Below are 22,659 nucleotides of genomic sequence, written 5' to 3' on the forward strand. Positions count from 1 at the left end.
ATCAATCCACCCGTTCCACCAGCAGGACCTGCTCCTCGCCGTCGACCTCGTTGAGTTTGACCTCGATGATCTCTCGGTTGGAGGTGGGGATGGAACGCCCGGTGTAGGTGGCCTCGATGGGAAGCTCTCGATGCCCGCGGTCGATGAGCGCCAGCAGCTGCACGCTTCTTGGCCGGCCCTGATCGAAGAGGGCGTCCAGGGCGGCGCGAATGGTGCGGCCTGTGTAGAGTACGTCGTCCACGAGAACGATGTCGCGTCCGGTGACGTCGAAGCCGATGGTTCCGGGGGCGACGGTGGGACGGGGACCGCTGGTGGAGAGGTCGTCGCGGTAGAAGCTGATGTCCAGGCTGCCGGTGTCGATGGGGTGCTTTTCGATCTTTTCGATCATCCCCGCCAGCCGCTGGGCAAGAGGAATGCCGCGGCGCTTGATTCCCACAAGTCCGAGGTTTTCACCGCCGTTATTTTTCTCGACGATCTCGTGGGCCAGACGCACAAGGGTGCGCTCAATCTCCGAGGCCGACATCAGGCGGCCCTTCTCGCGAATCTTCGGTGTGCTGAGTTCCAGATCTGCGCTCATAGGCTTCCCGCTGATGATACCAGCAGGGAGGCGGGTGTTCGATGTTCGGTGAGCTACTGGCGTCGAGTGCGAAGCAGACCGCTGACCGCTCCGCCCACGGTGGACATGAGGACGACCAGTCCGGCCAGCATGGAGAAGCCTGCCAGCATGATCCCCGCCTTGAACTCCGGAGAATAGATGAAGCGCATCAGATTAGCGGGCTGAGGGTTGGCCGCGGCTGCCTTTTCGATCTGGGCCCGGAGCTCCCCGTCGAAGGTAGCCATATTATGCAGGCCGAAGCGGGCCACCAGCCCGGCGATCGCCATAGCGACACCAATGGAGGCGATGAGGGTAAGTCCCACCAGAACGCCGATCTTCGCGCCGACCATGGCATCCATCAGGGCCTGGGGCCGACGGCGTTGGTAGAGCGTAAGAGCCACGACCGAGGCGCTGATGGTCCACAGCCAGTTGATGAAAGAGAAGGCCGGAAGGCGAGTCGAGGCGACGCTGAGGACTGCTGCCACGAGGGCGACCATCATGGCGCAAAGGATGGCCGCTTTCCAGTCGATCTGTTGTGGATGCGGCGGCGGAAGGACGCCGGTTGAGGCTTCTCCTGCCGCGGAGGCGGTCTCCAGAGCGTCGGAGAGATAGATCTGGGGAGCGCCGCAGTGAGGGCAGAACGCAGGGGACTCGTCGCCCGAGAGCAGCGGTTCCTCGCACCGGTGGCAATACGCTTGCATAGGTTCAAAACTATCCCATGCGAAAACCGGGCGGCAAGCCGGGGCCGAATCGCTATTGGCGCTGATCGGGATTATCTCCGCCGACAGAGAGGTTTCCGGGAAGATCGAGGACGACCATGCCGAACTTCGTTCCCGAGTCCTCCGGGTCGATGGCGACGATGCGCTGGTGCTGTTTGGAGCCGACCTTGAGTTCGATCTTTCCGTCCTGGTCGGCGCGGGCCGCAACATGCTTCTTGTCGCCGTCTGAGCAGGTAAGCCCCTGGTCGGTCTCGATGGGGTTTCCGACGGGCTTGTCGTGGTCGCATTGGATAACCGTGCCGTAGCGCTTCATGGCATCACGGTAGAAATCGGTGACCTTTTCCGGAGTGTCGGGGGTGCGATAGCTGACGGCCTTGACGCGCAGTTGAAATTTGCCGAAGCTCAGGTTGACGTCTGCCGAACCGTTGTTCTTGTCCTTCTTGACGATCTCTGCGCCGGGATAGACGGGAAGCCCGAAGCCGGTGGCTTCCCGCTTGTCGCTGGTCTTGACCTCGACGCCACCGAAGGGAGTTGCCACCTTTACATTCTTGCTGTCGCCGTGGTCATCGGCGGCGACGCGGCAACCGCTGAGAGGAGCCACGGAGAGAAGTGTCACTGCAAGAGCTATTGTCTTTGGACTCATTCCGGTCAGCCTTTCCTTCAAAGTCATACGTCTTTGAGCTGTACGAAGTTCCTGGTCCGCACGGGACTTTGAGACCTGTGGAGTTGCAGCAGTCTGCGGATGCAAGGAAGTGAAGCCTGCCCACACCGTTGCGAAAGATGCCACTGGACGGGCAAGAGGAGGATACAGGAAGGACCCAAAAGTGTTCCGCAAAAGAAATGACGTATTGGATTGTCCCTGTACTGTCCTATACTTAGGGAAGGGCAAAGGCATTTCTGGAGCGCAGCATGTCGCAGCACCAGACAATTCGAAGCAAAACGGCGCCTTCCGGAGCAGAGATTCCGGATAAGTTGTACTTCCGCATTGGAGAGGTGGCGCGGCTTTGCGATGTTCCGGCCTATGTTCTTCGCTTCTGGGAGAGTGAGTTTCCCCAGCTGAAGCCCCATAAAGGGGGCACCGGCCAGAGGCTGTATCGCCGCCGCGATGTTGAGGCCGTCCTGCACATCAAATCGCTGCTTTACGACGAGGGATATACCATCTCCGGCGCGCGGCAGGCGATCAGGATCGAACAGAAGCAGAAGGCGCCGCAACTTGCCCTGGACATGGACATGGCACGGCCAGCGGATTCCTCCCGGCAGCTTCGCAAGCTGCAGAAAGAGATGCGGGAGCTGGTGGCGCATCTCTCCCGTCCGCCTGCGCGAAGCGCCGTTCACAGTATTCGGCCGCCACGTGCCTCCTCTGCGCCACGCAGGACTTCAAAGGACGAGCTCTTTCGTCCGGACGGCGAATAGCAGGACTGTTTCCCACGTTCTAAATTCCAGAGTTTGACGAAAGAATCACAGGATGTGATAGCATCCGGCTTTCGCCGGAGGGGGCCGCTGTGACCGTGCCACCCCTGGGAGGATCGAGCGAGCGTACGACATTGGGACTGCACGAGCGAAAGTGGGGTGTCGCCGTGAAGCAAATGGACGTTAGACCGGCATTGCCAGCGAAGACTCCAGGGTGCATGCGCCCCCAGTGTGGTTCTGCCATTTTCCTTTTCTCGACAGAAGATATTTCTGCATTCCGATCAGCGGCACGGAACGCCACTTACAACCCAAATCCAGAGGGAGATATGGAGGGTAGAGTATGAGGGTCTATGCGGGAAACGAGATCCGCAATGTTGCGGTTGTGGGGCATGCGCATAGTGGAAAGACATCGCTCATAGCAGCCATGCTGCATGCCGCCAGGATGACTCCCCAGTTGGGCCGGGTCGAGGATGGGTCTGCCGTGACTGCATACGATGATGAGGAGATCGCCCGGCAGACGACGATGTCGAATGCGGTCGCCTTCGCGGAGTGGAATGGAGTAAAGGTGAACTTGATCGATACTCCGGGCTTTCATATGTTCGTCCACGAGGCACGCGCGGCCATGATGCCGGCCGAGTCTGCGCTAATCGTTGTCAATGCCTGCGCCGGCATTGAGACGATGACGGATCGCGTATGGAAGTACGCGATGGAAGTAGCTCTTCCGCGCGCCATTGTGGTGAACCAGGTGGATCATCCCAAGATGGGTGGGCAGGAAGGCCGAAGACGGATGATCGACGCCATGCGCGCGCGATGGGGCCGGCAGGTAGTTCCGCTGGAGTTGCCCATTATCGATGAGCAGGGCTTTCATGGCGTGGTGGATCTGGTCACGATGAAGTCGTATCTCTACCAGGCAGACGGGAGCGGACGCGGGGAGCCCGGCGGGATTCCTGCTGCACTGGAGGGCGAGAGCCGCGAGGCGCACGAGGAGCTGGTGGAGCTGGTGGCCGAGGGCAAAGACGAGCTGATGGAGGAGTTTTTCCGCGAAGGGACGATTCCGGAAGAACATCTGATCCAGGCTTTGCACGAGGCGATTCGCGAAGACAGGGTCTTTCCGGTGCTGTACACCAGCGGCCTGAAAAATATAGGCACCGACCATCTGCTGGACTTTCTTAAGATCTATGCTCCTGCCCCGGTGGAGCGTGAGCCGATAGCCGCCCGCGCGGCGAGCCTGATGCCTGCCGGACACAGCAACGGCGAAGCAAAACCAGGCGATGAGCTGACACAGGAAGAGATGGTGATGCGGCCCATTACAGACGAGGAGCCGCTGGCTCTTTACGTCTACAAGACGATGACCGATCCGTTCGCAGGCCGAATCTCGTTCTTCAAGGTTGTCAGCGGGGTTGCGAAGAACGATACGGCGGTCGAGAACTTTACGCGTCACGAGATGGAGCGTCTTCTGCATCTCTCGGTGATGCAGGGCCGCAAGCCGACGGAGATTCCTGAACTGCACGCCGGCGATCTTGGGGCTGTGCCAAAGCTGCGCTCGACGTTGAGCGGCGACACGCTGGGAGACAAGGCGCACGAGATCTTTCTTGAGCCGGTGGCGATGCCCGAGCCGGTGATGACTTATGCGATCGAGCCGAAGTCGCGTGCGGACGAAGACAAGCTTGCCCCGGCCTTGCACAAACTGATGGAAGAGGATCTGATGGTGCGCTTCTTCCGCGACCCTGCGACAGGAGAGTTTCTTGTGGCAGGTGCGGGACAGACGCATATCGAGGCGATCGTCTCCAAACTAAAGAAGCGATACCACACCGAGGTGACGTTGAAGGCCCCGAAGGTACCGTATCGCGAGACGATACGCGGTCAGGCGGAGGCCCAGGGAAGACACAAGAAGCAGACCGGAGGTCATGGCCAGTTTGGCGATTGCAAGATTCGGATGGAACCTCTGCCGCGCGGAAGCGGGATCGTCTTCGTCAACAGCATCTTTGGCGGCGCAATTCCGAAGCAGTTTATTCCTGCGGTGGAGAAAGGAATCTACGAATCGGCCGCTCGTGGTTTTCTTGCAGGATGTCCGGTGGGAGACTTCAAAGTGACGCTGCTGGATGGCAGTTATCACGACGTGGACTCCAGCGAGATGTCGTTCAAGCTGGCAGCGCATCTTGCCTTTCGCAAATGCATGGAACAGGCCAAGCCAGCATTGCTGGAGCCGGTGATGCGGGTGGAGGTAGAAGCTCCGGAGGAGTTTGCGGGAGTGTTAATGGCGGACCTGAACAGTCGTCGTGGTCGCGTTCAGGGCATGGAGGCCTCCGGTGCGGGTACCTTGATTCGCGCTGAGGTTCCCATGGCCGAGATGCTCAGCTACGGTTCGTCGCTGACTGCGATGACGCAGGGACGCGGCACCTTCAGGATGGATACAGACCATTACGATCTTGTCCCGCAACAACTCACAGAAAAGATTATTGCCACCGTAAAGAGGCCTTCGGCGGAGTATGACGCCTGAGATGGATTGCCTCCGGAGTGACTCAGCCTGCTCAGTAGGTTAGGGTATTTGGAAAGCCGGTTGCAATGAAGTGCCGAGATGCGATGGGTGTTGGAAACCAACGCCATCATGCATTTGCGCATCCATCAGGTAAAGTCCGTGGGGAGAAACTGTCGATAAAGACCTGGATATGAACGAACTCCAAAGTCCTGCAAAGGCTCAGAGCCCCTGGCTGGAGCGGCTGCGGGCGCTTCGCAATGTTCCCCCTGTGCTGCACATCCTGTGGGAGTCCGGACCGTGGGTCGTCACCTGGGGCCTTATCCTTCGTGTCATAGTGGCTGTGCTGCCCTTTGGTATCGCAAAGGTCGCGGCAATCATTCTCGGTGACATTGCGAATGTTCTTCATGGGCAGACATTGCCTGAGAACTTCTGGATTCTGGTAGCGACCGAAGTCGGACTCAATGTCGTTTTCGGTTTGTTGACGCGCGCCATCGACTACTCTGATGCGCTGCTTGCAAATCGATATACGCAACATGTCAGTGTGCGCGTAATGGATCAGGCAGCCCGCCTAGATTTGACGACATATGAAAATCCAGTCTTCTACGACAGGCTGGAGCGTGCTCGCGTTCAAGCGACGGATCGCCTTATATTGATTCAGCAGCTGGGTCGATTGGTCCAGCAAGTGATTACGACGCTCGTTTTCTCTGCGGCACTCGCATTCGCTTCTCCATGGCTCGTGCTTCTGCTGGGACTGGGAGTTCTGCCCTCTTTTCTGGGGGAGACTCACTTTGCCTTTCTGGGATATGCAAAAAACTTTCGCCAGACTCCCGCCAAGCGGCAGATGGAATATCTGCGTCAAGTAGCGGGCAGCCGTGAGGGAGCCAAAGAGGTCAAGCTCTTTGGACTCCACCGTTTCTTCACAGAACGTTTCCAGGTGCTCGCTAACCAGATCTATCGCGAGGATGTCGCTTTAGCGAGATCGAAGCTCTTTATCGGTGGCCTGCTGGGGATCATTGGGACCCTGGGCTACTACGGTGCTTATGTCTATGTCGTTTGGCGTACTCTTGGGGGGCATTACGACATTGCCCAGTTTTCATTTCTCACAGCGTCCATTCAGCAGGCCAGTTCAAATCTGCAGCAGGTATTCTCAACAGCCTCGGGTATTGCGGACCAGGCGTTGTTCCTGACGGATCTGCTGGCGTTCTTCGAAATGAAGTCGATTGTGGATGCAAACCCGCAGGGCCGCAAATTCCCTGAGCATCTTCAGGAGGGGTTCGAGTTTCGCAACGTCTCCTTTGCGTATCCGGGCACGACTCGGCGGGTGTTGAAGAACTTCAACATGAAGCTGCGGCGCGGGGAACGAATTGCGCTGATCGGCGAGAATGGCCAGGGCAAGACGACAATTGTGAAGTTGATCACGCGTCTCTACGATCCGACCGAAGGGCAGATTCTGTTGGATGGCGTAGATCTGCGCGAGTATTCGCTGGAGGACCTTCATCGCAATATCGGAGTAATCTTCCAGGACTTCGTTCGATTCGAGATGTCGGCGCGAGAGAATATTGCGATCGGTCGTATCGATCACATCAATAGCCAGCCGGAGATTGAGATGGCTGCACATAAGAGCCTGGCCGATGACGTAGTTGCTAAACTTGCCGGAGGTTACGATCAGATGCTGGGTCGTAGATTTGAAGGCGGCGTCGAGCTCTCCGGAGGAGAGTGGCAGAAGATTGCGCTGGCAAGGGCGTATCTGCGCGATGCGCAGCTTCTCATTCTGGACGAGCCGACGGCAGCACTGGATGCCCGCAGCGAGCTGGAAGTGTTTGAGCGCTTTGCAGAGCTTACGGAGGGGAAGATGGCCCTTCTGATCTCGCATCGCTTCTCGACGGTTCGTATGGCAGATCGTATTGTCGTTCTTTCTGGCGGTCAGCTGATTGAAGAGGGCAATCACGAAGAGTTAATGGCAGCGAACGGTGTATATGCAGGGATGTTTGAGATGCAGGCGGCCAGCTATCGTTAACGCTACCTCGCAAGAGCATGACGGGCATCCGAGATGCATCTGAAGATCACAGGAAGTTGAGTCAGAGGTTCGATGGCATTGTCTGAAGATTTAACGTCGGCACACGCCGCCCCATTAACGGCACCGATCCAGGAGACTGCGGCCACAGGGCTGCCTGAGGAGCCCACGATTGGAGAAGCGGAGCTCAAGCGGCATGCTAATGAGCTGGCGCAGCGGCTTCGCGCGCAAAGGCCGGGCAAGAGCCAGGAAGATCTGATTCGTTATCTTGATCATCTGCGCAAGTGGCTTGCCGCTCGCGTGCCCATCTGGAAGCAGGGGACGTCCACCAGCGAACTTACTCCCAAGCTGGAGCTGGTGGAGAGCGCGAGGATGTTTGAGTCGGTGATCCCCCGGGGAGAAGGGGCTGCCACGATGTTCAAGGATGTTCCGGTGGCGGAGCTTCCGCCCGTGGGCATGCTGCCGCAGGTCATTCATCTTGCCGGAAGCTATCTGACGGCGGTGGATGGGATATGGTCTCCGCGAACGCTGTCTCTCTATGTGGAACAGGTGCAGCTCCACCACCCCCTGCGGTTGCGGGAGATTGAGCTGCTGCCGGATGCACTGAGGATCTCGCAGCTGGAGTTCATCCTGAACCGCGCAGACGCCGCCTTTGCGCAGGGTGAGCTGCCCCCCATCGAGCAGTCGCCGTTCTCGGCGCCGATTCACAGCCTGCGGCGCATGAACCAGATCGAATGGAGAGATATTCTCGAGCCGCTTGTGGCCTTCGATCCTGTGCTGCGTCTCGATCCCGTCGGTGTCTTCGCTCTGATGGAGGAAGAGACGCGCGCGGCGTATCGCCTGCGCATCGCCGAGCTTGCCAGGCATGCGGATACCAACGAGGTCCAGACTGCCCAGGTCGCGCTTGAGCTTGCGCAGACGGCAGCTCACACGGAGTATTCCGATCCTCGGATGGCGAAGAGGAAGTCGCATATCGGTTATTACCTCTTTGCCGACGGCATTCGGGAGCTGAAGCTCCGCATCGGCTTCCGTCCGTCGCCCATGGAGAGGCTGCAGGAGTGGGTAAGCGCCTATAACGAAGAGTTCTACATTCTGGGAACTTTCATCCTCGCGCTCTTATTGATTACGGCGATCATACTGCCGCTGGTGCCTCATCATGACTTCTGGCCGGTGATGGCGGCGCTGCTGCTGGCGCTGCTGCCGGCGACGCAGGGAGCAGTCGATCTTGTTAACGGCATCGTCGTCATGCTGATGAAGACCGAGGCTCTTCCGAAGCTCGATTTCTCGAAGGGCATTCCACGCGAAGCTGCGACGCTGGTCGTGGTGCCGACGCTGCTGATGAATGAGAAGCAGGTTGAAGAGCTGGTGGATGAGCTTGAAGCCCGGTACCTTTCCAACCAGGATCCCAACCTGCACTTCGCCTTGCTGACGGACCTTCCGGATACGGCGGCGCGTCCGCCGCAGGTGGACGAAGGACCGTTGGTGGATCATGCGGCGAGGTTGATTGACCATCTGAACCGGAAGTATGCCGATCGCCAGGCAGGTTCGTTTCTGCTGCTCCACCGGCATCGTGCTTTCAATGCTCGGCAGGGTGTATGGATGGGCTGGGAGCGCAAGCGCGGCAAGCTGCTCGACCTGAATCGGCTGCTGGAGGAAGAGCATGACAGCTTCCCCCGCAAGGCTGGTCCATTGGGAGTGCTGGAACGCATCCGGTATGTCATTACGCTGGACTCCGATACACAGCTTCCGAAGGGCACGGCGGCACGCATGATCGGCACGATGATCCATCCTCTCAACCAGGCGATCATCCATCCGAAGCTGCGGACGGTAACGGCGGGATATGGCATTCTGCAGCCGCGAGTGGGTGTGAGCGTATCGTCGGCATCGCGCTCGCGTCTGGCGGCGCTGTACTCCGGGGAAACGGGCTTCGATGTCTATGCGCGGGCTGTCTCGGATGCCTACCAGGATCTATTCGGTGAGGGAATCTTTACCGGCAAGGGCATCTACGATGTCAGCGCGTTCCACGCGGTTCTGAATCATCGTTTTCCACGCAACGCTCTGCTCTCGCACGACCTGATTGAAGGAGCGTATGCGCGCGCCGGTCTGGTCTCCGATATCGAGGTCATCGACGATTATCCATCGCACTATCTCGCGCACATGAAGCGCAAGCATCGCTGGGTGCGTGGCGACTGGCAGATTCTCCGCTGGCTTTTTAATGTTGTGCCGGACGAGTATGGCCGGCTGGTCGTGAATCCCATCAGTACGATCTCGCGCTGGAAGATTCTGGATAATCTGCGCCGCAGCCTGATTGAGCCGATTGCGTTTCTGCTGTTCGTTTTTGGATGGTTCTTCCTGCCGGGCGGAGGGCTGTACTGGACCGTCGCTGTGCTGGTACTGATATTGCTCCCCGGACTGGTACAACTGGGATTCTACCTAGGCCGGGCGCTCTTCCGGCACAGCTTCGCGGCATTGCGCGATGGGGCAAGGACGTTTCTCTCTTCCCTTGCCATAACGCTGCTGAACCTGATCTTCCTTCCGCATCACATGCTGCTGTCACTCGATGCGATCATCCGTTCGCTCGTGCGCATCTTCCTTTCAGGAAACAATCTTCTGGATTGGGAGACGGCGGCGCAGTCGGAGAGCAGCGCGGGACGTGGATCGCTCGATACATATCTCAAGCTGTCTCCGCTTATCTCCCTAACCATTGCTCTAGGGCTTGCGCTAGCCCGTCCTGCATCGCTCTTTGCGGCAGCTCCCGTGCTGGTACTGTGGGCTCTCGCTCCTGCAGTAGCCACCTGGGTCAACTCCCCTCCGCGAGCGGAAGAAGGGCCACTGAAGAAGGCGGATCGTGAGTTCCTAGAGCGGCAGGCGCTTCTGATCTGGAGATACTTCCTGGAGTTCGGTGGCCCCGAAAATCATTGGCTGATTCCCGACAATGTAGAGGAGAGGGAGACCTACCAGGTCAGGAAGCTTTCTCCAACTAACCTGGGAATGCTGATTAATGCACGCCAGGCGGCCTGTGAGTTTGGCTTTGTGACGCCGGAGTGGTTTGCCTCGGCGACGCTGGGAACGTTCGATACCTACGACAAGCTCGAGAAACAGCGCGGGCATATCTACAACTGGTATGACATCGAGACGCTGCAGCCGATCTCTCCTAGAATCGTCTCGGCAGTGGATAGCGGGAACCTCGCCGCTTCGTTTTACTCCATGCATTCGGGAGTTCTGGAGATGCTGAAACGGCCATTCCTGCAGGAGGAATGGCTGGCGACAAGGGACGAAAGCGACGGTGGGGATTGGGCGGAAGCCGAGAGGCGTCGCGCTCGCGAGAACTGGAGGGGTTTTGCGGAGAATTATGCTCCCTGGCGTTCTGCCCGCTTTGCTTCTCTCTTCCAGGGTGCTACGCTTGTCGCGCAGCCGGAGTCGTTGACGCTGTCGAAGGCGCTCGGCTACATCAACGATCTTGACGCGAAACTTGCAACCGTCGCGGGCAGTGCAGAACTGCAGCGGCTTGCGGGCGAGCTGCGCGAGCTGTTGCCGGCTGCAAAGGCCCGCATCACCAGGTTGTGCGAGGATCTCCAGTCGATCGCAGCGCGAGCGAATCGTTATGCGGACCAGATGCAGTATGGTTTCCTGCTGGTCAAATCGCGGAATCTGCTCTCGATCGGTTATGACGGCGTGACGGGTGAGCTCTACGGAGCCTGCTACGACCTGCTGGCGTCCGAGGCCAGGATGGCATTCTTCCTTGCCGTTGCAAAGGGAGATATCCCGCAGGAGTCGTGGTTCCGCCTCGATCGGTCCCATCTTCTGGTGAAGGGACGCGCCTGCCTGCTCTCGTGGACGGGCACGATGTTCGAGTACATGATGCCGTCACTCTGGATGCGTCCTTACGCGAATACTTTGATTACCCGCTCGCTGGAGTCGGCCCTGCGGATTCAGCGCGATCATGTAAGAAACATGCCGTGGGGTATCTCGGAATCGGGATTCGCCAGGACCGACCCGGCCGGGCGATACGGATACCAGGCGTGGGGCATTCCGCAGATCGCGTTGAAGTACGGCGCGGAGGATGGCCCTGTGATCTCACCCTATTCCACGTTTCTTGCGCTGGGGCTTCTACGGGACGATGCGGTGGCGAACCTGCGTCGCATGGCGACTATGGGATGGGTCGGCGACTACGGCTTTTACGAAGCTGCTGACTATACAGAAGGACGGGAGCCGCAGATGGTGCGGTCCTGGATGGCTCATCATCAGGGGATGAGTCTGCTTGCTCTGACGAATCTGCTTCGCGAAGGGGCCTTCCAGCGATGGTTCCACAGTACGCCCATCGTCCGGGCGACGGAGCTGTTGTTGCACGAGAAGCCCTTGAGTAAGGAGGCTAAAGGAGAACTGGATGAGGCTACCGTGGAGAAAGCGCCTCCTGCTGAGGGACAATCCAGGGTGGCCTGACGGATGTCTTCTGCCCGAAGCAGCGTAGGCGCTCCAGGCAAAAGACAGGGATCCTTCGCCTGCGGCTCAGAATGACGGCCTCCTCACTTTTGCGATGACGGCCTGCCCACCTTTGCTAGAGCCGTTTAATAATTTCTGAAGCCGGCAAGCTTCAAGGCGTTGGGGGGTTCAGGGTTTGCCATAAAGTGCTTCCAGACGAAGCCGGAACGGTAGTTCTCGATCATCAAGACACTGATGCCGAGGTCGATGCCGAGGACGTCCGCGTCATACCATGCCAGGTCAGGATGGAATGCATCGCACGGGCCATACCTCCCCCAGGCATACTGGCCGAACTTTTCCTTAAGGGAGCGAAGCACGCGCAGGCAGTCTTCCGGCAGGAAGGGCATCGATCCCGCCGTGGCGCACGGAACTACGCTTCCGTCGATCGGTCCCATCAACGGTGGCCCTCCCCATGCGGTGTAACCATGCATCCAGTCGGAGGCGGTCAGCCCCCAATAGTCGTCGGTGTAGCCGCGGTTCAGGCTGAGGCAGAATGCCTTGTGCGCTCGGACGGCGGTGACGGAGTTTGCAAAGTAGTCTGCGTAGGAGTCCCGCTTCCGGTAGAAGTCGAACCAGGCGTGGGAATACAGGTGGATAAAGAGCGGATCGTGGCCGCTGATGAAATGAAACTTCTCGAACCTGACACGCGGTCGCGAGAAGTTCTTCCAGAAGGAAGGATCGATGGGATGCGTCGGGGATCCGATCGCCAGCAGATACATCATCATCATCTCTGCATAGTGATCCCATCGCGGCGTCAGGAATCCAGTCGCCGGAAGCCAACCCAGCGCGAAGGTCTGCCCGTTGTTGAGCATCCAGGGCCAGTCGACGCGGTTGTAAATCTGGGTGGCGAGATCGGTGATCTTAGGGTCTTTGAAGTATGCGCGGCAGGTAAGGATTCCGCACAGAAAGATCGCTGTATCGATCGGCGAGACCTCGACATTGAGCAGCGGAAGTCCTGTTTTGACATCGTTGAAGTGGTAGTAGAAGCCATGCTCGGTTGGCATCGGCTTCAAGTGGAACTGAAGGGTGGCGATGACACGTCGCCGGATTCGATCGGATGGGAGATACTTCCGGCTGTCTGCAATGCAGAGAGCGGTAAGACCGAATCCCGTAGCCGCGATACTGGACGCAAAGCGGGGGTCCATTTGTCCTGCGGGCAGATGATTGTTGGCGCGGTCCAGTATCTGTCCGGTCGCGGGATCTGCCTGTTCATAAAAGTAGAGGCAGGCCTGCCGCTCCATCTCATCGAGAAAGGCGGTAGCGTCGGGATCGAGCCGCGCCGGTCGCGGGGCCGCCAGGGCGGTGTTCTCGAGAGACGGAAACGCCAGGCCGCCGAGAAGAGAGCCACCAATCCATTGCAACGCTCTTCGGCGCGTGAGCGCGCGCGAAGGAATCATCGTCGTCCTGGCGTCTTCATGATGAATTGTGAGCCCGCCGAGCACCCTGAGATTAGCGCGTCGCCTTTCCGTTGTTGATGATGATTACGACCAACCCCTGAGGGGGAACCTGGAGCTGCAAACGCCCGTCCTGGAGCTTCGTGGTCTCTGGAGCAGCCGGCCGACCCGCCTCGCGTAATTGAACGATCTGTTCTCGCGAGGGAAATGCAGGCCGGCCCATCTCGTCATACTTCTTGATCACATTGCCGTGATTCTCGTCGAGTCGCAGAACGGTAGCCATAGCGGACGACGATACTCCGGCTATCTGCAGTGTAAATGCACGGTCTGGACCACGGGTAACGGGCGGCGCGGTGTACGCTGCTCCCGTTCCGTCGGGAGCAGCGTAGTTCCAGAGCGCCACTGCGATAGAGCCGTCACTGCGCCGCGTCGCCAGGGCAGAATCGGACTGGAGCGGAATGCGCTGATCCCCCAGCTGGTGCAACATGGCAAAGGCGTTGAAGGCGGGTTTGGGAATACCGTGCTCCGCCAGAATGCCGAATCCTCCGTAGAAGGGCGTTCGGACGACACCCTGCTCTTCGAAGACATCGGAGAAGGTCCAGTAGCTCATGGCTTCGGTCAGACCATCGCACTGGCTGATGGTCGTGGCGAGCCATGGCCCCATGTAGGTGGTGTCGGTGACGTTTGGCTCGTTGGCATAGCTGGCGTTGTATTCGCTGAAGATAAGCGGCAGCGAAGGAAACGGCGAAGCTGCGATCTCGTCATGCACCTTGCGGACCGCTCTGCATACCATGCGGTCGCGTGGAATCGCCTCATCGGTGTGGAAGACATCCTTCGCTGTGTCGTTGGCGTAGACGTGGCTGGTAACGAAGTCGACCGGGATGTTCTTCTCCTTGCAGTGGCGAAGGAAGTCGCTGGTCCACGCTGCCTGTGCTGTGGAAGGGCCGCCGACTCGCAGCCGCGAGTTGACCTTCTTGATCGCGAGTGCCGTGTGATCGTAAAGCTCAAAGTAGCTCTCCTGTGCCGGAGTGCCCTTCCAGAAATCGATGTTCGGCTCGTTCCACACCTCGAAGTCCCAGTGAGAGACCTCATCGAGGCCGTAACGGTCGACCAGGTGATGGACAAACGCGGTGATCATCGCGTCCCACTGGGTGTAATCACGCGGAGGGTTAACGTTGGGACGATACCAGAACGGGTGTGACGCCTCCGGCTGCGAGGAAAGTTTGCGGGGCATGAAGCTGAGTTCGACGAACGGACGCACCCCCTGCTCGAGCAGACCATCGTAGATCTGATCGATATAGGAGAAGTTATAGATTCCGGCGTTGTCGTTCGAAGCCTGGTCTTGCGCGCCGCGCATCTGGGCAAACTGGACGGGCTTACGGTCCGGGTCGTAGAGTCCCACTTCATCGTCGAAGATGCCATGAAACCGCACGCTGCGAAGCTCCGTAACGCGCTTAACGGTCTGGAGATCGCGGCGATATCCGTCGCGCAGCGACAGGATCGCTCGTCCTGATCCAAACATCTGTTCCCAGAAGTGTGGAAAGGGAGTCGTTTTGGCATGGGCATCGATCCGGATAGCTGTCGTTCCGGGATCTGTGATCTGCGCACCGATGGCAGGCAAGCTTGTCAATGCAAACGCTCCCAGGGTAAACAGGCTCAACCGTATGGCAAGTCGATCATAGAAGCGCTTCTTTTGGCAGGCAGGCATCGTCCGAATTCATCTCCACGTTCTATTTCTTCAACTTAAGATGCGGATTCAGCTAAACCGTCTCCTGTATTCCACAAAAGGGCTGTTGTCCGTATCCAGAGGACACCCATTGCCGAGAGCCGCGAATCTGGCCGCCCCGCATTCGCTTTCGAGGAGACATATCAGGACATTTCTGTATGGAAATTTCTTCCTGGGAGGCGTCTTGCAGATTTTTTTAAATTCATGCTTGACGAAGCCTCTTCGCGTCCTGCTTAATTGCAAGCGCAATTTTATGTCCGGTTTAGACAAACGTTTGTCTATTTTGAAATACAGCTCCCATCAGAGGTGCGGGAACGGCAGCCGGATTGAGGCAATTTTTACGGAGGCAACATCATGAAACGCTATTCCATATGGCTCCTGACGGTCTGGGCGGTGCTATGTCTGGCAGGAACGCAGGATACTGCGCATGCCCAGAGTATGAACGCCGGCGATATTCGAGGCATTGTGACGGACCCCAGCGGCGCCGCGATCCCCGATGTTACTGTCACGGTTCTCAACAAGAACACGGGAGTGTCGAAAAATTTCAACACCAACCAGGACGGTCTGTACGATACCTCCTCTATTGTTCCGGGCACCTACGAGCTGACCTTCAGCAAAGATGGATTTCAGAAGTTTGTCCGGTCCGGAATCACCATTCAGGTAGGTAATGTCACCGTCAATGCGCAGCTCAGTGTGGGTGCCGTAACGGAACAGGTCGTCGTGAATACCGATTTGCCCCTGCTCTCTACCGAGAACGCCGAGCAGACCACGACGCTGGAAGCCAAGACTATGGCGGAGCTTCCTCAAACAGGAACGCCGAACTGGGAGAACTTTACCATTCTGGTGCCAGGCGCAACGGGTGCGCCCGGCGGATCTCAGGGAGCTAAGAGCCCGGGACAGGAAGTGGCGGTCAACGGAAATCTCCCGTTTAGCACGGTTCTTGCGGACGGCGCTGCCATTACGCTGCCTTCCAGCGCTAACGCCGATGTGATGATCTTCGAGACCATCCAGGAAGTAAAGGTCAGTGCTTCGGCATTTTCTGCCCAGTATGGGGTTGGCGGCATCATGTTCAACCAGATCAGCAAGGGCGGAACGAACAGCTTCCATGGATCGGCCTATGAGTACTTTCAGAACGATGCCCTGAACGCTGCCAGCTATGCATTCGCCCACAAGACCAGGCAGCAGGCGATTGCCAAGGTTCGTTACAACAATTTTGGTTTCTCGGTAGGCGGACCGATCTTCAAAAAGAGACTCTTCTTCTTCTTCGATTACGACAAGATCATCAATCATGGCGCTGCAGCGCAGGGGTACAGAACCGTTCCTACGGATGCGATGCTGAATGGCGACTTTACTGGTCTGCCTACCATCTATGACCCGGCCACTACGGTTCTGACTCAGGCAACCGGGACTCGGCCGCTGCCCGGAGTTGCCGGCCAGACTCAGAAGTGCCCCTGTTACGACCGTCTCTCTTTCGCGCAGGAGTATGGCAATGGAAACAGGATTCCCGCGAGCCGGCTGGACCCGGTGGCCAAGGCTTCCGGGGCGCTCTTCCCCAGGCCCAATACTCCTCCGACCATCGCCAGCAATGGTCTTCCGCAGAATAATTTTTTCTATAACGTTCCCAACTCGCAGCCGTTCCAGAAGTTCTTTGGCCGGGCGGACTTCGACATCACGAGCAATAACCGTCTGACCATGACGGAGACAGCAAGCGATAATCCGGCCTTTTCCAATGGCGAGGGCTTCTGTCCTATCAACTGCCAGTCGCAGGACGTCAGCAGACACAACGCCCAGATTACCGATGTGTGGACGATTTCACCGAATGTCATCAATGAGCTACGGGTTGGTTATACCAACCAGATGAACTACTTTGTTCCCGCCTCGCTGGGCGAAGGTTATCCGGCAAAGCTGGGATGGCAGTTTGCGAAAGCTGACGTTTTACCGCAGTACAACATCAACCAGTTCTATACGATTCAGCCTGCAATCAATGCAGTCTACAAAGAGCACGTCTACGACCCCTCGGATGTTGTCACCCTTATCCGCGGCAAGCACATTCTCCACTTTGGTGGTGAATTCCTGTTCTTCCGCGACAATTCCACTGCCTGGGGAAATATCAATCCGGGCATCATGACCTACACCGGCCAATACACAGCTTCGACGAATGTAACGAATGGTACCGGGTTGTCGTACGCCGACTTCCTTCTAGGTCAGACAGAGAAGTGGAGTGCGCAGGTGACGCCGGAGTATGGCGGGCGTATGCGGTTACCCCAGGTGTTTGTCCAGGACGATTACAAAGTCACGCCAAACCTCACCCTCAACCTCGGTCTTCGTTATCAGATTCAGTCGGGCTGGGGTGAAGTGAAGGGTAATATGCGGGCCTTCGATCCGAAGGTTCAGAATCCGGCGACCGGCACCATGGGAGCCATGTGGTATGGCTCGACAAAGGCGAATGGGCGTACGACGTTGCAGGCTCCTGTCTACAACACGTTTCTTCCCCGTGTAGGTTTTGCGTGGCTGATGCATCCTGACACGACGCTTCGCGGCGGGTTCGGTCTGTATGCCTACAACTGGAGTCTGGATACCTACGGCGGTGGTATGGGAGGAGCGTTTGGCACGCAGGGCAACCTTGAAGACCAGGCGCCCAATGTAAATCCGGTCGTTGTGCTGGGATCGTCCGGCGCAAATCTGCCGTACCTGAATGCGACGACTGCCCCGGAGGGATTCAACGGACAGCAGGTGTCCTACAACCAGTATCACTCTCCTGTGGGTGGTTCCTATCAGTGGAACCTGAGTCTGCAGAAACAGGTGGGATCGGATTTGGTGATGGAACTGGCCTATGTCGCCAGCCACGGTCACGATCTGCCGTTTCCTGTGGATATCAACCAGGTTCATAAAGAGAACCTGACGCCAAATGACACGGGTGCTCGACCGTACCCGCAGTATCGCGGGATTCAGGGCAGCACCAACAATGCGCTATCAAACTACAACTCGCTCCAGGCGATCATTCAGAAGCGCATGTCGCATGGTTTGAGCTTCAACTTCAGCTATGTCTGGTCACACTTTATGAGCGACATGGATTCGTCTGGATGGGGAAGCCGGGCGGGCGCCCAGAACTATCAGGACGCCTACAACCCCAGGGCGAACTATGCAAACTCGAACTTTGACGTGAGAAACGCCTTTAAAGGCAACGTGGTGTATCAGCTTCCTTTCGGGAGAGGACGCCAGTTCCTGAACAACAACATGTTCCTGGATGAGGTGATTGGTGGATGGCAGGCTTCGGGCACACTCACACTTCTGAGCGGCCAGCCCTTCACGGTGTACATGGACCAAAATGCATCGTCGTACACGCTTACCTCCAATGGCAGGTGGTATCCCAACCTGGTTGGAACACCCACGTTGTCGAATCGTGGGGCTTTCCATGGAACGAACCAGTGGTTCAACGAGGCGGCTTATGCGCAGCCGACTCCAGGAACCCTGGGCACGAATGGCAGGAATTCGCTGAATGGGCCCGGACTGAGCAACGTGAACTTCTCGCTTGGCAAGTCGTTCTCTATCTGGGAGAACGTGAAGTTCCAGGTACGGGCGGATGCCAGCAACATCTTCAATCATCCGAGCTTCGGGTTGCCCAACGGTGCCCTTACGCTCACTTCAGGAGCCGTCAACACCGGAACTTCGACCATCCGATCGACTACGGTCGGCGGTCGTACGATGCAGTTGAGCGGCCGCATCACGTTCTAACGATGATTGGGATGGCGAGTAATCGCCATCCCACTTTTTTCCCTCCACTGCCGCTCGGCGGGCGTATGGTCGTGAGATGAAGGTCCGGGCTGTCTTTCTGTTCTTCTGTCTCTCTGTTGCAAATTGCGGCATGGCCCAGCAGGCTGCTTCTGCCGGCGAGGCCAGCGCCCATCAGCAACGGGCACATCAATATTTGAATCAGAAAAAAACAGACCTGGCGGCGAAAGAGTTCGCTGCAGTTCTCGCGACTGATCCGAAGAATCTGGATGCGCAGGCCAATCTTGGGGTTTTGCTTTACTTCAAGAAGGATTATGAGGGCGCCGAACCGCATCTTCGGAGTGCCGTCGAACAGAAGCCCGACCTGACGAAGATTCGTGCGCTTCTGGGCATGTGTGAGCGGCGTCTCGGAAAGATGGACGATGCCAGGAAGGATCTGGAGGCGGTCGTTGGCCAGCTTGACGACCCCAGCATCCGCACGGAAGTTGGCCTTGAGCTGATTGAGATGGACACGGCCAGCCACGATCTTCCGCGCGCCGCTTCCGTTGTGGAGCTGCTGCGTCAGAAGAGTCCTGCCGATCCTCGCGTCCTGTACGCAGCCTACCGAATCTATACCGACCTCGCCGGTGAGGCGCTGCTGGGCCTTTCGCTGGCGGCTCCGGACTCCGGCCAGATGTACCAGGCCATCGCGCACGAACTGGTGCAGCAACGTGACATGAATGGCGCCATCACCGATTTTCGTAAGGCGATCGCGGCAAATCCCGATCTGCCGGGAATCCATTACGAGTTGGGAGAGGCCCTTCATTCCTCCGACGATCTAACCCTGCGCGCCGAGGCCGAAGAGCAGTACAAGATGGCGGTTGCCGCCAATCCATCCGACGAAAAAGCCATTACGCGCCTGGGAGATGTGGCCTTCGACAAGGGTGACCTCGATGGCGCTGCTGTTTCCTACAAGAAGGCTCTGGCGCTGGCGCCTGGCGATGCAGATGCGCTGATCGGACTGGCGCGGGTCTATACCGAGAAAAACGATCTTCAGGCCGCCGCTCCATTGCTGGAGCGCGTCGTGAACGCAGACGTATCGAATGTGCAGGCTCACTACAGGCTCAGCGTCGTTTATCGCAGGCTGAAACGGCCTGAAGATGCCAAACGCCAGCTGGAGCAGTACCAGAAGTACAAGGAGATGAAGGAGAAGCTAAGAAAGATCTACAAGAACCTGCGGCTCGAAGACACAGATGCCTCGCCGGACAACGAGGGGCGCTGATGGGTATCCGGTACGACGGGCAGTTCTGGTTCTGCATTGCTGTTGGCCTGTTTTGCTGTCGATTTGCGGCAACGCAAACGAGTCCTGCTGGGGCTGCGGGCCCTCCGGGGAGAGCTCCTGAACTGGTCGATATCACTGCATCCACGCAGATCCATTTCGAGCACCTGGCCAGCCCCGAGCAGAGATACATCGTCGAATCGATGGGTGGAGGCGTTGCGCTGCTGGACTACGACGGCGACGGGTGGCTCGATATCTACTTTACGAATGGCCCGAGTGTCGCGATGGCTCTCGAAGGAAAGAAGGCCAGGAGCGCTCTCTACAGGAACAACCACGATGGAACTTTTTCCGACGTCTCGGCCAAGGCGGGCGTAGAGTACCCCTGCTGGGCTATGGGAGCAGCGACCGGCGACTACAACAATGATGGGCATCCCGATCTGGTGGTGAGTTGCTTTGGAGGTGTCATCCTCTACCGTAATAACGGCGACGGCACGTTTACCGATGTCACAAAGCAGACGGGCCTGGATAAGGACACTGGCTGGGCGACCGGCGTCACGTTCGGAGACTACGACGGCGATGGCAAGGTGGATCTGTTTGTGCCGCACTATGTCGACTTTGACCTGAAAGATCTTCCCACCTTCGGATCCCGTAAGACCTGCCAGTACCACGAGGTTCCGGTTCAATGCGGTCCTCGCGGACTCAAGGGCTATCCAGATACGCTCTACCACAATAACGGCGACGGTACTTTTACCGAGGTGGCAAGGTCAGCCGGTGTCGACGATGCCAAACGATTCTTCGGACTTGGAGCTGTATGGTCCGACTTCGATAACGACGGGAAGATCGATCTGTTTGTGGGCAACGATGGAGAGCCAAACTACCTGTACCACAATGAAGGAGGCGGCCACTTTCGCGAGGTCGGATACGATGCCGGCGTTGCCGTTAGCGACGACGGAATCGAGCAGGCCAACATGGGGCTTGCTCTCGGTGACTACATGCACACCGGTCGCATGAGCGCTGCGATTACGCATTTCAGCGACGAATATGCTGTTCTGTACCGCAACGATGGCAACCTGAGCTTTAGCGAAGTGTCGCATGCAGCCGGTATTGCGCGCCCGACGGAACGCTTCGTCGGATGGGGAGACGCCTTTGTCGATCTGGACAATTCCGGATGGCTCGATCTTGTCCTGGTGAACGGTCATGTCTATCCGCAGGTCGACAATGCAGCCGTGGGGACTGCCTACCGCGAGCCCAAGCTGGTCTTCGAGAACCAGCGCAATGGCACCTTTAAAGATGTGAGTGCGCGGATAGGGGCAGTGGTTACGACCCCGCAGGTAAGCCGGGGAATGGCGGTTGGGGATCTCTTTAATCGCGGCAGGCTCGACCTGGTTATTGAAAACTTAACGGGGGGACCCCTGATCCTGGAAGCCAGACCGAATCCATCCAATCACTGGATCAGCATCGCCCTCGAAGGCACCCCATCAAACCGGATGGCATTGAACGCGCGTGTTTTTGTTACGGCTGGCGGCATGCGACAGATGGATGAAGTTCGTAGCGGAGGCAGCTATCTTTCCCAGAGCGACACGCGGCTCCACTTTGGACTCGGATCTGCCAGCCGCGTCGATAAGCTGGAGATCCGATGGCCTGACGGAAGCTCACAGGTCTTTCAGAATGTAGCGGGTGACCGTTTCTATCAGATTCGGGAAGGGCAAAAACTCACCGAGGAAGCGAATCATTAAGGAATCACGGTGTGGCGGGCGACCTTCTTCTTTGCTGACTCCCGCGCTGGAGCTGTCGACTCCCGCACGATCAGCTCAGGCTCCACCTGGACGGAATCCGGAATCGCTTCGCCGCTCAGCTTCTTTAGTAGCAGCTGTGCCGCCGTGGCGCCCATCTTCTGCAAGGGCTGCCGGATGGTCGTCAGGCTGGGTACCTGGTACGCAGCTGACTGAATATCATCGAAACCGAGGACGGAGACGTCGTCAGGTACCCGCAGGCCCGACTCATGCAGCGCCCGGATGGTCCCCATCGCCGCGACGTCATTGAAGCAGAGCACTGCAGTGAAGGGCCGCCCGCTCTTGATCAGTTTGCGGATCCCGGGATAGCTGATCTCTGGCGAATGAGAGTCCTTGGATAGATAGATCATCAGCTCTTCATGCAGCTCCATCCCTAGCTCGCGTGCGGCGTTAAGGCTGGCGAACCATCTTGTATCCGCATCTGAGCTGAAGGGCTGCCCATGCATAAAGGCGATCTTTCTGTGGCCAAGCTCGCGCAGATGAGCCAAAGAAAGCCGCGCCGCATGATCCTCGTCGAGGAAGACGTTTGAGACCCCGGGAAGCACGTTGTGCCCCGCAACCGTCACCGTAGGCAGCGGCGGCGGCTCATCGAGATGCGTGTCGATGGCGACGATGCCATCCACTCCCCTGGCGCGAAGCAGACTGGGATAGGCATTGACCAATTCCTTACGGTGGCGATGGTGCACGGTGAAGTAAAAATAATCCTTCCCCATCAAAAGATCGCCAACGCCGGACAGCACCTGTGAGTGATAGCCTTCGCCCAGCTCGGGAAGCAGGATGCCGATCGTCTGCATACGCTTGCCCTGCAGGGTCCGAGCGATCATGCTGGGCCTGTAGTTGAACTTCTCCGCCGCCGCCTTCACTCGCGCCCGTGTCGATTCGGGAATGGAACGGCCGGGAGTGTTATTCAGGACGAAGGATACCGTTGACGGGCTCAGGCCAAGATATTCGGCCAGCATCTTCAGATTTGCGTGGCGAGGCCCATTAGCGTTCGGTGGCGGCTTTTGCATGGCGAAACGTACTACGTTAACAACGGCAATGGCTTAACAATAGCAGC

At 57.9% G+C, this 22,659-nt stretch carries 13 protein-coding genes; 7 read left to right on the forward strand and 6 right to left on the reverse strand.

Translation table 11 applies throughout. The features are described 5' to 3' along the window. Position 1 precedes the first annotated feature (1 nt). From pyrR to GWR55_RS16055, 3 genes are read right to left on the reverse strand one after another with little or no spacing between them, the layout of a single operon-like run. The gene (gene pyrR, locus GWR55_RS16045; protein WP_304487090.1) at positions 2-577 is read right to left on the reverse strand and encodes a bifunctional pyr operon transcriptional regulator/uracil phosphoribosyltransferase PyrR; all 576 of its coding nucleotides are present in this window, start codon (positions 575-577) and stop codon (positions 2-4) included. Positions 578-630: 53 nt separating this feature from the next. Next, positions 631-1,296 (reverse strand): zinc ribbon domain-containing protein, encoded by a 666-nt coding sequence (locus GWR55_RS16050; RefSeq protein ID WP_162403162.1) that lies wholly within the window; start codon positions 1,294-1,296, stop codon positions 631-633. Positions 1,297-1,348: 52 nt separating this feature from the next. Continuing rightward, entirely contained in the window at positions 1,349-1,957 is a 609-nt protein-coding gene (locus tag GWR55_RS16055; protein WP_162403163.1) for a hypothetical protein, read from the reverse strand. 266 nt (positions 1,958-2,223) lie between these two features. On the opposite strand from GWR55_RS16055, the gene GWR55_RS16060 reads away from it, so the two are divergent. From GWR55_RS16060 to GWR55_RS16075, 4 genes are all read left to right on the forward strand, one after another. Then, positions 2,224-2,727, forward strand: coding sequence for a MerR family transcriptional regulator (locus GWR55_RS16060; protein ID WP_162403164.1), 504 nt, complete (start codon positions 2,224-2,226; stop codon positions 2,725-2,727). A 337-nt stretch (positions 2,728-3,064) separates the two neighbouring features. Next, on the forward strand, positions 3,065-5,224 hold the full coding sequence (locus tag GWR55_RS16065; protein ID WP_162403165.1) for a translation factor GTPase family protein: 2,160 nt from the start codon (positions 3,065-3,067) through the stop codon (positions 5,222-5,224). Positions 5,225-5,393: 169 nt separating this feature from the next. Next, on the forward strand, positions 5,394-7,220 hold the full coding sequence (locus GWR55_RS16070; RefSeq protein ID WP_162403166.1) for an ABC transporter ATP-binding protein: 1,827 nt from the start codon (positions 5,394-5,396) through the stop codon (positions 7,218-7,220). 72 nt (positions 7,221-7,292) lie between these two features. After that, a complete protein-coding gene (locus GWR55_RS16075) occupies positions 7,293-11,660 on the forward strand; it encodes a glucoamylase family protein (protein ID WP_162403167.1) in 4,368 nt (1,455 codons plus the stop codon). 125 nt (positions 11,661-11,785) lie between these two features. On the opposite strand, the gene GWR55_RS16080 is transcribed toward GWR55_RS16075, so the two are convergent. Further along, positions 11,786-13,096 carry a glucoamylase family protein gene (locus GWR55_RS16080; RefSeq protein WP_162403168.1) on the reverse strand — a complete coding sequence of 437 codons (1,311 nt, stop codon included), beginning with the start codon at positions 13,094-13,096 and terminating at the stop codon, positions 11,786-11,788. A 52-nt stretch (positions 13,097-13,148) separates the two neighbouring features. Further along, a complete protein-coding gene (locus tag GWR55_RS16085; protein WP_162403169.1) occupies positions 13,149-14,801 on the reverse strand; it encodes a glycosyl hydrolase family 39 in 1,653 nt (550 codons plus the stop codon). 372 nt (positions 14,802-15,173) lie between these two features. Between GWR55_RS16085 and GWR55_RS16090 the strand changes: the two genes are divergently transcribed. From GWR55_RS16090 to GWR55_RS16100, 3 genes are all read left to right on the forward strand, one after another. Next, positions 15,174-18,554 carry a carboxypeptidase-like regulatory domain-containing protein gene (locus tag GWR55_RS16090; RefSeq protein WP_162403170.1) on the forward strand — a complete coding sequence of 1,127 codons (3,381 nt, stop codon included), beginning with the start codon at positions 15,174-15,176 and terminating at the stop codon, positions 18,552-18,554. A 76-nt stretch (positions 18,555-18,630) separates the two neighbouring features. Beyond that, on the forward strand, positions 18,631-19,812 hold the full coding sequence (locus tag GWR55_RS16095) for a tetratricopeptide repeat protein (RefSeq protein ID WP_162403171.1): 1,182 nt from the start codon (positions 18,631-18,633) through the stop codon (positions 19,810-19,812). Next, positions 19,812-21,545: a CRTAC1 family protein gene (locus tag GWR55_RS16100; RefSeq protein WP_162403172.1), complete on the forward strand. Its 1,734-nt coding sequence runs from the start codon at positions 19,812-19,814 to the stop codon at positions 21,543-21,545. Before GWR55_RS16095 ends, GWR55_RS16100 begins: the two co-directional genes overlap by 1 nt. Here the strand turns inward: GWR55_RS16100 and GWR55_RS16105 are convergent. Then, the gene (locus tag GWR55_RS16105; protein WP_238398465.1) at positions 21,542-22,612 is read right to left on the reverse strand and encodes a LacI family DNA-binding transcriptional regulator; all 1,071 of its coding nucleotides are present in this window, start codon (positions 22,610-22,612) and stop codon (positions 21,542-21,544) included. The two genes, GWR55_RS16100 and GWR55_RS16105, sit on opposite strands and share 4 nt — an antisense overlap. Positions 22,613-22,659: the final 47 nt, after the last annotated feature.

The organism is Edaphobacter sp. 12200R-103 (assembly GCF_010093025.1).
Lineage (GTDB): Bacteria > Acidobacteriota > Terriglobia > Terriglobales > Acidobacteriaceae > Edaphobacter.